Raw genomic sequence first — 13,561 nt, forward strand, 5'->3', positions numbered from 1 at the left:
CCCTGTGGCTCGTTGCGACCCCCGTCGCACGGCTCTGGCCCGCGGCAGTGTCCGGAGCCCACAGGGCTCCGGACTACCGGCAAGTAAGACGCTTACGCTATCAAAGTTGGACGCGGGAGCCGATTTTCGGGCTAGAAGGCGCGGGCGTACTGCGACGGGATATGTGGTCCCACCTCGGCGTTCAGTTCCCGGGCCGCCCGGCGCGCCCAGTACGGATCACGCAAGAGTTCGCGGCCGAGGAGCACCGCCACGGCGCTGCCGTCCTCGACGATCTTCTCGGCCTGTTCGGGTTCGGTGATGAGGCCGACGGCGGCGGCCGGCAGCAGGCTTTCGTTCTGCAGGCGACGGGCGAACGGAACCTGGTATCCCGGCTCCACCGGAATCTGGGCCGCCGGTGAATTACCGCCGGTGGACACGTCGACGAGATCGACGCCGTAGTCGGAGAGGATGTTGGCGAGGGCAACGGTCTGATCCGCGGTCCAGCTGTCGACCTCGAGCCCACGTTCTTCCGTGAGCCAATCGGTCGCCGAGACCCGGACGAAGAGCGGTAGCTCGGCCGGCCATACCTCGCGGACCGCTGTCAGGATTTCGAGGAGCAACCGGATGCGGTTCTCGAAGCTGCCGCCGTAGCGGTCGGTCCGCTTGTTGCTCTCGGGAGAGAGGAACTGATGGATCAGGTATCCGTGGGCCGCGTGAATTTCCACGACCTTGAATTCGGCCTTCAGTGCGCGGGTTGCCGCCGCTGCGAAGTCCGCGACGACCTTCTCGATGCCTTCCGTGGTCAACTCGACCGGATCGGCAAGGTGACCGAACGGAACCGCGCTCGGGGCAACGGTCTGCCAGGCGAGTCGGTCGTCGGAGGGCAGGCTCTTGCCGCCGCGCCACGGAACCTGCGTCGACGCTTTGCGTCCGGCGTGAGCCAACTGAATCCCGGGCACTGCGCCGAAGTACGCGAGTTGCGCGTTGATCTCGGCGAAGGCTTGTGCCTGCGTGTCGTTCCAGATCCCCAGATCGGCGGCCGAAATTCGGCCTTCGGGGCTGACGGCGGTCGCCTCGGTGAGAATCAGGCCGGTGCCGCCGATCGCGCGGCTCACCAGGTGCGTGCGATGCCATTCGTTGGGCACTCCGACCTGGTCGCCGATGACGTCAGCCGAGTACTGGCACATCGGTGCCATCCAGACGCGGTTCGGGATGGTGACGCCGCGCAGGGTCAAAGGCTCGAACAACACACTCACGGATGGCTCCTGACTCGAAGAAGAAGGTCGGTGGGTGCAACAGTGTCGCGCGCCGGAATTGTTCCCCGGCGGTGCGGCGAAATGTTCCTCGGCGGTGCGGCGAAATGTTCCTCGGCGGTGCGGCGAAATGTTCCTCGGCGGTCCGCCGCAATGTTCCTCGGCGGTCCGCCGCAATGCTCTCGGGTGGTCACAGCCTCGTTCCGCCGAGCAGGCCGCCACGGTGGGTGGTTAATGTGTATTCATGACCGCTGTGACTTCCGACGCAGAAACCGTCGACTCGAACGCGTCCGACACCAAGACCGTCGTGCACGACGCCGCACGCCGAGCTCGCAAGGCTTCGCGCGTCCTGGCTCTGCTGACCACGGCGCAGAAGGATGCTGCGCTCCACGCCGCAGCTGACGCAGTACTCGCGGCGAGTGATCGGATTCTCGCGGCCAATGCTCTCGATATCGACACCGCGAAGGCGGGCGGTACCGAGGAATCACTGCTCGACCGTCTTCGGCTGACCGCTGACCGCGTCGAGGGCATCGCGTCAGGTTTGCGCCAGGTTGCCGGACTACCCGATCCGATCGGCGAAGTTCTTCGCGGCTCCACTCTGCCGAACGGTCTGGAGCTGCGCCAGCAGCGTGTTCCGCTCGGCGTCGTCGGAATGGTCTACGAGGCTCGACCCAACGTGACCGTCGATGCCTTCGGGCTGACCCTCAAGTCGGGAAATGCTGCGCTGCTTCGTGGTTCGTCTTCGGCGGTCAAGTCCAACGAAGCATTGGTGGCGGCCCTGCGTGCGTCGCTGGTCGCTCAGGGACTGCCCGAGGACTCCGTTCAACTTCTGCCAAGTGCGGATCGCTCCACGGTCACTCATTTGATTCAGGCCCGTGGCCTCGTCGACGTCGTCATCCCGCGTGGTGGCGCCGGCTTGATCAGCGCCGTCGTTCGCGATGCCACCGTTCCCACCATCGAGACCGGTGTCGGTAACTGTCACGTCTATGTTCATTCGGCCGCCGATCTGCTCATGGCCGAGAAGATTCTTCTCAACTCCAAGACTCGTCGGCCCAGCGTGTGCAACACCGCGGAGACGGTGCTGGTCGACGCCGCTATTGCCGAGACGGCCGTGCCGAAGTTGCTGCAAGCACTTCAAATGCACGACGTCGTCGTGCACGGCGATCTGCCGGGACTGGTTCCCGCGACCGAGGACGACTGGTTGAAGGAGTACCTCACACTCGACGTCGCCCTCAAGGTCGTCAAGGACTTGGACGCTGCCGTCGAGCACATCGACCAGTACGGAACCGGTCACACCGAAGCCATCGTGACGTCCGATCTTTCGGCTGCCCGCGAGTTCACCGCTCGCGTCGATGCCGCCGCCGTCATGGTCAACGCGTCGACTGCCTTCACCGACGGTGAGCAATTCGGGTTCGGCGCCGAGATCGGCATCTCCACCCAGAAACTGCATGCGCGTGGCCCGATGGGGTTGCCGGAACTGACGTCCACCAAGTGGATCGTCTGGGGCGACGGGCACACCCGACCCGCCTGAAAAGTTCACCAGACTTGCCCCACCCTTTTTAGGAGTTAACCGTGGACCGAGCTCTTCCCGATACAACACCGTTCTTCTCGAGCGTCGACGACGTGATCGAGCGTTTGGCCGAGACGGGTTACCTGTCCGACAAGGGCACTGCAACGGCAGTGTTCCTTGCCGACCGACTGGGCAAGCCCCTGCTCATCGAGGGACCGGCCGGTGTCGGTAAGACCGAGTTGGCGCGCGCGGTAGCCCAGACGACAGGCGCCGAGTTGGTGCGCCTGCAGTGCTACGAGGGCGTCGACGAGGCTCGTGCGCTGTACGAGTGGAATCACGCGAAGCAGATTCTTCGGATTCAGTCCGGCTCCGACCACAGCTGGGACTCGACGAAGGCGGATGTCTTCTCGGAGGAGTTCCTGCTCGCACGTCCACTGCTCAAGGCCATTCGCCGCGAGGACCCGACGGTGTTGTTGATCGACGAGACGGACAAGGCCGACGTCGAGATCGAAGGTCTGCTCCTCGAAGTGCTCAGCGACTTCGCGGTCACGATCCCCGAGCTCGGAACTATCACCGCCACCCGCAAGCCGTTCACGGTGTTGACGTCGAATGCCACTCGCGAACTCTCGGAGGCTCTGAAGCGTCGTTGCCTCTTCCTGCATCTCGATTTCCCGGACGCGGACCTCGAGCGTCGCATTCTCGCAAGCCGGGTGCCGGAGCTTCCTGAAGCGATTGCCGAGCAGCTGGTGAACACCATTCGTGTTCTTCGCGGAATGCAGCTCAAGAAGGTCCCTTCGGTGTCCGAGACCATCGACTGGGGACGCACCCTTCTTGCTCTGGGCATGGACACTCTCGACGACGATGCCGTTCGCGCCACGCTCGGCGTGATCCTCAAGCACCAGTCGGACCAGGTGCGTGCCGCCGCTGAACTTCGGCTGAACTGAGGTCTGACATGGCTCCCGCAGGATCGACGTCGCCGCTCTCGCCTGGCGGCCTGGCAGCGCCGCACGGGATTCCCGGTCACCTCGTCGATTTTGTCGAGGCTCTGCGACGCCGCGGAATCATGGTCGGCCCGTCCGAGACCGTCGACGCCGGTCAGGTCATGTCCGTTCTCGACCTGCTCGATCGTGAGGCTCTTCGTGAAGGGCTGGCATGCTCGCTCCTGCGTCGACCTACCCACCGGGCGACGTTCGACGCCGTCTTCGACCTGTGGTTCCCCAAGGCGATCGGTGACCGTGCGGTCGGCGACGTCGACGTCGACGTCACGCTGCCGCGCAAGCCAGACGGCTCGATCGACCTACAGGCATTGCGTGAGCTGATCGCCGAACTGCTGACAGACGGCAGCGACGAGGCGATGGAGATGACCGAACTCCTGACCGCCGCGATGGTCGAGGAACTCGGGCAGTACCAGTCGAGCAACGGCCCGTCGTTCTCCGCCTACCAGGCACTTCGCGACGTCGCCCCGGAGACGTTGCTCAACAAGATTCTGCAGGGCCTGCTCGGCAACCAGGAGGGCTCCGGGTCCGAGGGCAAGGACAACCCCGACTATCAGTCCGAGGTCGCCAAGCGCACGGCAGCGCAGCGCATCGCGGACTTCCGCAAGATGGTCGAGAAGGAAACGCGTCGACGCACAGCCGAGAATCTGGGTAAGGAACGCGTCGCCACGTACGGCGTTCCGAAACTCGCCGAGGAAGTCGACTTCCTGCGGGCCTCCGACGCAGAACTCACCACGCTGAAGAAGAACGTCGCACCCCTGGCTCGTCTGCTGGCCAGTCGACTCGCCGTGCGTCGTAGGCGCTCCCGCGCGGGTTCGATCGACCTGCGTCGCACGCTGCGCAAGTCCATGTCGACGGGCGGAGTGCCGATCGATCTGGTGCAGCGCAAGCCGAAGCGAGCGCGGCCGGAACTTGTGGTGATGTGTGACGTGTCGGGTTCGGTAGCGGGGTTCAGCCACTTCACCCTGCTGCTCGTCAATGCGTTGCGTGAGCAGTTCTCGCGAGTGCGGGTATTCGCGTTCATCGACACGACCGACGAGGTCACGCGGTTCTTCGACTCGAACGCCGACCTCGGATCCGCGATGTCACGCATGGTGCGTGAGGCCGAACTGATCACCTACGACGGCCACTCCGACTACGGACACGCATTCGGGGTGTTCCAGGAGAAGTTCGCGCAGTCCATCACCAGCCGTACGTCGCTGCTGGTACTCGGCGACGGTCGCAACAACTACCGCGATCCCAACCTTCAGTCGCTGTCGCAGATGGTTGCGGTAGCCAAGCACGCGCACTGGCTCAACCCCGAGCCGAAGGGGCAATGGGGAACGGGTGACTCCGCGGCGAAGGTCTACAACGAGGTCATCAGCATGCACGAGTGCCGCTCGGCCCAGCAGCTCGCCGACGTCGTGTCCAGACTGCTGCCGGTCTGACCCGTAAGCTCGACACTCGTGCAGAAGGGACTATCGGTGGAACGTGCTCGACGCCTCGGAGTGATGGGTGGCACCTTCGACCCCATTCACCATGGCCACCTCGTTGCGGCCAGTGAGGTCGCCGACCGGTTCGGACTCGACGAAGTGATCTTCGTCCCCACCGGACGGCCCTGGCAGAAGGAGGGGAGAGGCGTCAGTCCCGCCGAGGACCGATACCTCATGACGGTCATCGCCACCGCCTCCAACCCGCGGTTTTCCGTCTCTCGGGTCGACGTCGACCGTGAAAAAGTCACGTACACCGTGGACACCCTGCGAGACCTCCGGGCCTACCATCCTGACGCCGAACTCTTCTTCATCACCGGTGCCGATGCGCTGGCCAGCATCCTTTCCTGGCAAGATTGGGAAGAGTTGTTCGCATTGGCGAAGTTCGTCGGGGTATCGCGACCGGGTTTCGATCTCAATGCAGAACACCTGGCCGGTCACCTCGACACCATGCCCGCCGACGCGGTCACGTTGATAGAGATTCCGGCACTTGCCATTTCGTCGACCGAATGTCGTCGTCGGGCAAGTGAAGACCGCCCCGTCTGGTACCTGGTGCCGGACGGAGTGGTGCAGTACATCTCGAAGCGGAACCTGTATCGACCTGTCGACGCGGAGCGCCGCGACGGAGCTACAACGATGTCGGAGCCTGCACCGGGGAAGTCGGAAGCCGTCCCGGGCGCAACCGACTCGAGCTAGCCGAGAACAACAAGTACTTTCTGAAGACGAAACTGGAGAACATCGAGTGAGCGCAAACACCGAAGCCATCGACATGGCACGCATCGCGGCCTTGGCAGCCGACGAGAAGCTGGCCACCGAAGTGGTGGTGCTCGATGTGTCCGAACAGTTGGTCATCACGGACTGCTTCGTGATCGCATCTGCGACCAACGAGCGTCAGGTCAACTCGATTGTCGAGAACATCGAAGACCGACTCCGCGAAGCGGGACACAAGCCTGTCCGCCGCGAAGGCACCCGCGAGGGACGCTGGGCACTGCTCGACTACGCCGACATCGTCGTCCACGTCCAGCACGACGAGGAGCGCAACTTCTACGCTCTCGATCGACTGTGGAAGGACTGCCCGACGGTCGAGGTCGAAGGCCTCGGACAGAACCGTCCCGGCCCCGCCGATGCCAACACGGTGTTCGAGACCGACACGGTTTCCGAGCCGGACGCGCAGGATCCCTCGCTGTGACTTCGTCGGCGCCCAGTGCGGCGTCGAACCCTGTCCGCCGGCTCATCCTGCTGCGTCACGGACAGACCGAATACAACGCCGACTCTCGGATGCAGGGGCAACTCGACACCGATCTGTCGGAGTTGGGACGCACGCAGGCCAAGAGTGCAGGTCCGGTGATCGCCGATCGCAGACCGTTGACGATCGTGTCCTCGGATCTGCGTCGCGCATATTTCACAGCCGTCGCTGTCGGTGACGCCGCCGGACTTCCGGTCCTCACCGACACGCGTCTGCGTGAGACACACCTGGGCGAATGGCAAGGCCTGACTCATCACGACGTCGACGAGCGCACTCCCGGTGTGCGATCTGCCTGGCGGGCGGATGCCACGTTGGCGCCGCCCGGTGGCGAAAGCCGAATCGACGTTGCACATCGCAGTCTTCCTGTCGTTCACGAATTGCTCGAGACGCACCCGGACTGGGCAGAGCGGCCCGTGGTTCTGGTGGCGCACGGAGGCTTGATCGCGGCTCTGACGGCGGCATTGCTCGACCTGCCCATAGATCGCTGGGCCGTCCTCGGCGGATTGGGAAACACCAGTTGGGTGCAACTCAGCGGACATGGTGACGTCAAGTCGATCGAGTGGCGACTCGACGTATGGAATGCTTCTGCGAGTGTCGCAAATGACGTCCTCTGAAAGTGCCGACGGGCAGCGCCCCGTCCTCCTCGTACTCGCGGATTCGCTGTCGTATTTCGGCCCCAAAGGCGGCCTCGCGGCAGACCACCCACGGATCTGGCCCAACATCGTGGCCGACGAACTCGGCTGGGACGTCGAGCTGGTCGCCCGTATCGGCTGGACGTGCCGCGACGCGTGGTGGGCACTGACTCAGGATCCTCGTGTGTGGGCGGCGGTGCCGCGGGCCGGCGCCGTCGTGTTCGCGGTCGGCGGTATGGACTCGCTACCGTCTCCGCTGCCTACCGCGCTCCGCGAGACCATTCGCTACGTTCGGCCACCCGCGCTTCGACGCGTGGTGCGCGAGGGTTATCAGTGGCTGCAGCCACGGCTTGCACCACTGGGCCGCCCGGTCGCGCTTCCGCCCAAGCTGAGCGTCGAGTATCTGGAAAGCTCGCGAAATGCGTTGGAGTACATGCGGCCCGAACTGCCGATGATCGCGACCCTGCCGTCGGTGCACCGCAGTGATGCCTACGCCAGCGTGCATGCCGGACGGCCGGCCGCGGTGTCCGCGATCACCGAGTGGGCTACGGAGAAAGACGTTCCCGTAGTCGATCTCGCGGATGCAGTGCGTGACAACGTCTTTTCCGAGAACGGTAATCCCGACGGAATTCACTGGGGTTGGGACGGTCACGTCGGTGTAGCCCGCGCGATGATCGCTGCGATTCGCGGGGTCGAGTCGCAGAAAACGGTTTCGCCGGAACTGGTATCACCGCCGAGCGAAGTCGGGTAGCAGAATGCCGGTCGTCGTCGTCACGGATTCCTCCGCCTGCATCCCGCAGGAGTCGGCCGACGCATGTGGCATTCAGGTGGTTCCGCTCCATGTACTCCGTGACGGCTGCGACTTGCGAGAGGGCGTCGACGCAATGCCGAACGACCTGTCGGGAGTGACAACGGCCGGAGCGTCACCCGCCGAGTTGTCCGAGGCATATGCACGCGCCCTGAAACTGAGCGACGGCGACGGCGTCCTCGCCGTTCACATTTCACGACAACTCTCGGGAACGTGGGAAGCCGGACGAGTCGCAGCCCAGGAATTCGGTGGCGCCGTCCGCATCGTCGATTCACAGTCCGCCGGAATGGGTTTGGGCTATCCCGCTCTCGAAGCTGCACGCCTCGCCGAGAAGGGCGCGTCACTCGAAGAGGCATACGGCCGGGCGGTCGACGTAGCGAGCCGTGGGCGCTGCTACATCGTCGTCGACAAACTTGATCAATTGCGTAGGGGCGGACGAATCGGAACCGCCGCTGCGTTGCTGGGTACTGCATTGGCGATGAAGCCGATCCTGCATCTGGTGGACGGCAAACTGGTGCTCGGCGAGAAAACACGTACCACCACCAAAGCTCTTGCACGCTTGGTGGATTCGGCAGTCGAACGCGCCGGTCTCGGCCGCGTGGCGATAGCCGTGCATCACATGCGAGCGCGAGAGCGTGCCGACGGGATAGCGGAACAGTTGGCCGAGCGCATTCCCGATGTAGCGGAATCCGTGGTTACCGACTTCAGCGCGGTTATCGGAGCGCACGTCGGTGTCGGCGCGATCGGTGTTGTGGTGTGCCCGTTGCCGGAGATCGACGCGAACACCTGATCGGTTCTCCACAATCCCCGAGTTCTCCACAGGTCGAAATTCATCGTCTTCGGTGGCATGGTCCCTCGTTAGCGTGCAGTCATGAGGATCAGCGAGGAGCGCGAGCGGGCGCGTGATCGCCTCGCGGCGATGGACGAAAACTACAGGCAGCGACAAGCCGTCGACGACTTCGAGGATTCAGTGTCTTTCGGGAGGTCCCCCGAGTGGCTCCAGGACTTCGACGAGGACGAATACGAAGTTCCGCCTGACTCGTCCAGGTTCGATCGCCTGCCCGAGCGCTGGCGCGGAACGCGTTGGCGCCCGAGCCGATCGGCGACTTGGGTGTTGGCGATCGTCGCAGCACTGGCCACGGCTATCGGCTTGTTCACCGTGTGGTGGGACTCTCCGAGTTTGCAGGCGGTCCCACCGTTGCCCTTGCCCCAGAATGTGACGGCCCAGAATGTCACGGAGCAGAGTGTCACTGCCGGCGATGGTGAATCAGCGGGTCCCGTACCGACCGCCGTCGTAGCGGAGCAGGCGCCCGAGGCTCTGGTGGTCAGTGTCGTCGGACTCGTGCGCACGCCTGGGCTTGTCAACCTGCATTTGGGCTCGCGCATCGCGGACGCGCTCGCTGCGGCAGGTGGAGTGCTCGACGGAGCGGAGACGGTAGGCCTGAACCTGGCTCAGAAGCTTGCCGATGGTGATCAGATCGTGGTGGGTGCGGCCGATCAGTCCGGTGGTGTTTCAGCGAGTTCGAGTACCACTGCGGGAGGGACCAGCCCCGCCGCTGCGGGGGAATCCGGCGGGGCTGGGCTGGTGAACCTCAACACCGCCACCGAAGCCGAACTGGACGGGCTTCCCGGGGTAGGGCCGGTAACAGCGGCGTCGATCATTTCCTGGCGTACGTCCAACGGGAAATTCACGGACGTAGAACAATTGGGGGAAGTCGACGGTATCGGCCCGGCAAGGTTGGCGAAGCTGCGAGTGCTGGTGTCGGTGTGAACGAATCGGAGGTCCGGCCCGTTCTCGACGCTCGACTGCTTCTGTCGGCCGTCGCCGCGTGGGGAAGTAGCGCGGTGGGGATCCTGTTCGGCGCGGTCGCCGCGTGGGTACTGGCGGTGGCGTGCGCTATTCCAGCGGCAATCCTGGTTGTCGTGGTTGTACGCCGGACATCTGCGGTGTGGGCACGAATCATGTTGGTTGCATTGCTGTTCGGTGCCGGGTGTAGTGCCGTCAGCGGATGGCGGGCGACCGAGGTCGAGGGGCACCCACTGACCCGGGCTGCCCTCGAAGGAGCCTGGGTGAGTGTCGACGTGGAACCAACTGAGGATCCGCACGTGGTCTCCGGCGCAGTGGGGCAAGGTCAGGTCTTCTTCAGGGCAACCGTCAATTCGGCGACTGCCCGGAATCACAGGTACTCCGGAGGTGGATTGGTCACGATCCGGGCGCCCAGTTCGTCGTGGCTCGAAGTTGTTCCAGGGCAGAGCCTCACGGTTCGCGGCCGGGCGAGTCAGCCATGGCGTAGCGATTCCACGCTCGCCGTGATCACGTCCGAAGGGCCTCCCGTCGCGGTGGGAGAAGTGCCCTGGTATCAGCGATGGGCGAGTGTGGTGCGCATTCGTTTCGCCGCTGCGTGCTCGGCTGCGCTCCCGCCGGATCAGGCAGGTCTGCTGCCTGGCCTGGTCGTCGGAGACACGTCGTCGCTGTCGCCGGTGGTGAAGGACAACTTCACCGTTGCCGGGCTTTCCCACCTCACTGCGGTCTCCGGCGCCAACATCAGCATTCTGCTGGGGGCCGTTCTGCTGGTGGTCAGAGCGGCGGCACTGAGCCCGCGGGTCGGCGCCGCTTTGGCGCTGGTGGCCCTCGTTGCGTTTGTTGTCGTCGCGAGGCCGTCGCCGAGTGTGCTGCGTGCCTCGGTGATGGGCCTGATCGGCCTGCTCAGTCTGGTCACCGGTCGACGTAAACAGGCGCTGCCTGCTCTTGCCGCAGCCGTCATCGTTCTGGTTGTCGTGATGCCCGAGCTTGCCGTCGACTGGGGGTTTGCGTTGTCGACTACTGCCACGGGCGCGCTGGTGATCATCGCTCCGGTGTGGGTGGACGTGCTTCGCCGACGGGGTTGGCCCCGTTGGTTTTCGGAGATGACAGCTGTCTCGAGTGCTGCGTTTGTCGTGACTGCTCCACTGGTGGGCGCCATGGCGGGAACCTTCAGCGTGGTCACGATTGCAGCGAACATGGCGGTGGCGCCCGTGATCGGACTTATCACGGTATTCGGTGCGATGATTGCCCTGTGCGCGCTGATCTGTCCACCGATCGCGGTGTTCGTCGCGCCACTGGTCCGGCCGCCGATGGGGTGGCTGTTGTACGTGTCCGAGCGGGCGGCGGCTCTTCCCGGAGCGTCGGTGGTGGTGCCGTCGGGGCTCATCGGCGCTCTGGTCGTCGTGGGCGTCTTACTGGCCGCGGCCATGACGCTGTGGAATCGGATTTCGAGGTGGGTGGTCGGCGTCCTCGTGTTGGGAGTCGTTCTAGCCCTGATCTTTCAGCACGTGTTCGGCGGAAGCCGCATTGCGCCGGGGTGGGTACTGGTGATGTGCGACGTAGGCCAAGGGGACGGTCTTGTGCTCTCGACCGGAGACGGCAGGGTGATCGTGATCGATGTCGGTCCTGATCCCACGTCGATGGATCGTTGCCTGAACATGTTGGACGTCAACGACATCGCTTTGCTGATGATCAGTCATTTTCATGCCGATCACATCGGAGGATTGGAAGCGGTCCTGGCTGGGCGTTCGGTCGCTGCGGTCGGAGTCGGGTCGATGTTGTTGCCGGAGTCAGGTTTTCGGGCGGTGAAGGATGCCGCCGAATCGCAGGCCGTTCCGGTTGTCTCGTTGCGTGCAGGTACCGAGTTGACGTTGGGATCGGTGAAAGTGGAGGTTCTCGGTCCGTTGGTTCCGGCTCCCCGCGATGCGAGGGACGGCGCGGGCGCCGCCAACGATCAGTCGCTGGTGGTGATGGCACACACGGACGCGGGTCGAATTCTGTTGACGGGAGACGCCGAAGTTGCGGGGGAGGAGGCCATTCTCCGATCGGGAACGGACGTGAAGGCCGATGTGTTGAAGCTGCCCCATCACGGTTCCCGGACCACGTCGTCGGCATTTCTGGAAGCGGTGCGTCCGAGGTTGACGATGATCAGCGTCGGCGCCGGCAACGGTTTCGGGCACCCGAACGCCGAGGTTCTCGACGAACTGGATTCGTTGGGCGGGGCGGTGGTTCGGACCGACGTCGACGGCACCGTCGCCGTGTACGGCGGGGGCGGCGGGTCTGTGTCGATCGTGTCGGTTCCTCGTGGGACCATCTTCGGGTGAGTAATCCGTCTGGAGTCGATCCGCTGCATCTTGTTCTCGGGGACGACGAGTTCCTGATCGACCGCACGGTATCGCAGCTCATCAGAGCTGTCCGCGGTGACCGCGGCCAGGGTATTTCCGATCTCCCGGTCACCAAGATGCGTGCCGGAGACACCAATGCGCCGGAGTTGGCGGAGCTGCTCAGCCCTTCTCTTTTTGCCGAAGACCGTGTGATCGTCCTGGAATCGGCGGCGGAGGCAGGCAAAGATGCCGTAGCTCTTGTCCTCGAAGCGGCACGCGAGCCTGCGGAAGGCGTCGTTCTGATCGTCGTGCACTCGGGTGGTGGCCGTGCGAAGGCGTTGGCGCCGGCGCTGGAGAAGCTCGGCGCGACGGTTCATGCCTGCGGAAAACTGAACAAGAGTCAGCTTGTCGACTTCGTCCGCGGTGAGTTTCGGACCGCAGACGTCAGGGTTGCGCCCGATGCGATCGCCGCGATGATCGAAAGCGTCGGCTCCAACCTCCGCGAACTTGCGTCGGCCTGCTCACAATTGGCGGCAGATACCGGCGGCAAGATCGACGTCGATGCGGTCCACAAGTACTACTCGGGCAAGGCCGAGGTTTCCGGATTCGATGTGGCCGACAAGGTCATCGTCGGCGATACCCGGGGTGCGCTCGAGGCCCTGCGGTGGGCTGATCAGATCGGAACGGCGCACGTTCTCCTCGCGGATGCCCTCGCTGATGCAGTTCATACCATCGCGAAGGTTGGCCCGTTTGCACGGGGCGGTGACCCGTTCCGGTTGGCGTCGGATCTCGGTATGCCGCCGTGGAAGGTCAAGAAGGCTATCAAGGAAGTCGGCGGTTGGGATCCCACGTCGATCGGCGCTGCGATGCAGATCGTCGCCGCTCTCAATGCCGACGTGAAGGGCGCCGCAGTCGACTCGTCCTTCGCGCTGGAGATGGCAGTGCGCAAAGTGTGTGCACTGCGGAAGAACTGAGGGCTCGATGTCCCGGTGTGCCGGCGGCCGGCACTAGTTCGGCGTCGGTCCGATCGGACACGCAAAATAGCCGCCTGGTCTTTCGACCTGGCGGCTATCGAGACGAACCAATATGACGGTGAACCGTCACAGTGGAAACGTCAGAGCTTGTTGGCAGCCTGCGAGAGTGCAGACTTCTTGTTGGCGGCCTGGTTGGCGTGAATGACGCCCTTGCTGGCTGCCTTGTCGAGCTTGCGGCTGGTGGAGACGAGGAGCTCGTTGGCCTTGTCCTTGTCACCGGCTGCCGCAGCCTCGCGGAATGAACGGATCGCGGTACGCAGCGAGGACTTCACCGACTGGTTACGGAGTCGGGCCGCCTCGTTGGTACGGATTCGCTTCACCTGGGACTTGATGTTGGCCACGCGTAAAATCCTTGTCGTCTTTAGCTGGTTACGGTCGAGAAAGCTGTGGGCGCACTGATGCACCGACTGGCAAGATTACCAGCCGAGGGCCCAAGAACCCAAACCGTCGCACGTTGCGTCTGTCGAGAAGAGTACACCGAGCGCCCGATTTCTCGCCGCGCTGCCG

At 64.1% G+C, this 13,561-nt stretch carries 13 protein-coding genes; 11 read left to right on the forward strand and 2 right to left on the reverse strand.

Annotated elements, in window-relative coordinates; translation table 11 throughout:
* Positions 1–131: 131 nt before the first annotated feature.
* Positions 132–1,235 carry an NADH:flavin oxidoreductase/NADH oxidase gene (locus I7X09_RS19185; RefSeq protein ID WP_200313298.1) on the reverse strand — a complete coding sequence of 368 codons (1,104 nt, stop codon included), beginning with the start codon at positions 1,233–1,235 and terminating at the stop codon, positions 132–134.
* A 241-nt stretch (positions 1,236–1,476) separates the two neighbouring features.
* On the opposite strand from I7X09_RS19185, the gene I7X09_RS19190 reads away from it, so the two are divergent.
* The 11 genes from I7X09_RS19190 (at position 1,477) to holA (ending at position 12,994) form a co-directional block, all read left to right on the forward strand.
* Positions 1,477–2,763 (forward strand): glutamate-5-semialdehyde dehydrogenase, encoded by a 1,287-nt coding sequence (locus I7X09_RS19190; RefSeq protein ID WP_200313299.1) that lies wholly within the window; start codon positions 1,477–1,479, stop codon positions 2,761–2,763.
* A gap of 41 nt (positions 2,764–2,804) precedes the next feature.
* Positions 2,805–3,686 carry an AAA family ATPase gene (locus tag I7X09_RS19195; RefSeq protein ID WP_200313300.1) on the forward strand — a complete coding sequence of 294 codons (882 nt, stop codon included), beginning with the start codon at positions 2,805–2,807 and terminating at the stop codon, positions 3,684–3,686.
* A gap of 8 nt (positions 3,687–3,694) precedes the next feature.
* Positions 3,695–5,164, forward strand: coding sequence for a vWA domain-containing protein (locus tag I7X09_RS19200; RefSeq protein ID WP_200313301.1), 1,470 nt, complete (start codon positions 3,695–3,697; stop codon positions 5,162–5,164).
* Positions 5,165–5,227: 63 nt separating this feature from the next.
* Complete coding sequence (gene nadD / locus I7X09_RS19205) at positions 5,228–5,902, forward strand: nicotinate-nucleotide adenylyltransferase (RefSeq protein ID WP_234036962.1); 675 nt, start codon at positions 5,228–5,230, stop codon at positions 5,900–5,902.
* Between the two features lie 46 nt (positions 5,903–5,948).
* A complete protein-coding gene (gene rsfS, locus I7X09_RS19210; protein WP_003944502.1) occupies positions 5,949–6,395 on the forward strand; it encodes a ribosome silencing factor in 447 nt (148 codons plus the stop codon).
* Positions 6,392–7,066 carry a histidine phosphatase family protein gene (locus I7X09_RS19215; RefSeq protein ID WP_095969743.1) on the forward strand — a complete coding sequence of 225 codons (675 nt, stop codon included), beginning with the start codon at positions 6,392–6,394 and terminating at the stop codon, positions 7,064–7,066. The genes rsfS and I7X09_RS19215 overlap by 4 nt, the downstream gene beginning before the upstream one ends.
* A complete protein-coding gene (octT, locus tag I7X09_RS19220) occupies positions 7,053–7,835 on the forward strand; it encodes a diglucosylglycerate octanoyltransferase (RefSeq protein ID WP_064689237.1) in 783 nt (260 codons plus the stop codon). The genes I7X09_RS19215 and octT overlap by 14 nt, the downstream gene beginning before the upstream one ends.
* A 4-nt stretch (positions 7,836–7,839) precedes the next feature.
* The gene (locus tag I7X09_RS19225) at positions 7,840–8,682 is read left to right on the forward strand and encodes a DegV family protein (protein WP_124569245.1); all 843 of its coding nucleotides are present in this window, start codon (positions 7,840–7,842) and stop codon (positions 8,680–8,682) included.
* 81 nt (positions 8,683–8,763) lie between these two features.
* Positions 8,764–9,663 carry a ComEA family DNA-binding protein gene (locus I7X09_RS19230; protein ID WP_200313303.1) on the forward strand — a complete coding sequence of 300 codons (900 nt, stop codon included), beginning with the start codon at positions 8,764–8,766 and terminating at the stop codon, positions 9,661–9,663.
* A complete protein-coding gene (locus I7X09_RS19235; protein WP_200313304.1) occupies positions 9,660–12,020 on the forward strand; it encodes a ComEC/Rec2 family competence protein in 2,361 nt (786 codons plus the stop codon). Before I7X09_RS19230 ends, I7X09_RS19235 begins: the two co-directional genes overlap by 4 nt.
* Complete coding sequence (gene holA / locus I7X09_RS19240; protein ID WP_095969746.1) at positions 12,017–12,994, forward strand: DNA polymerase III subunit delta; 978 nt, start codon at positions 12,017–12,019, stop codon at positions 12,992–12,994. The genes I7X09_RS19235 and holA overlap by 4 nt, the downstream gene beginning before the upstream one ends.
* 140 nt (positions 12,995–13,134) lie before the next feature.
* Here holA and rpsT read toward each other — a convergent pair whose 3' ends face one another.
* On the reverse strand, positions 13,135–13,395 hold the full coding sequence (gene rpsT / locus I7X09_RS19245) for a 30S ribosomal protein S20 (RefSeq protein ID WP_003944567.1): 261 nt from the start codon (positions 13,393–13,395) through the stop codon (positions 13,135–13,137).
* Positions 13,396–13,561: the final 166 nt, after the last annotated feature.

The sequence above is a fragment of the Rhodococcus sp. P-2 genome (genome assembly GCF_016598535.1).
Lineage (GTDB): Bacteria > Actinomycetota > Actinomycetes > Mycobacteriales > Mycobacteriaceae > Rhodococcus_F > Rhodococcus_F baikonurensis.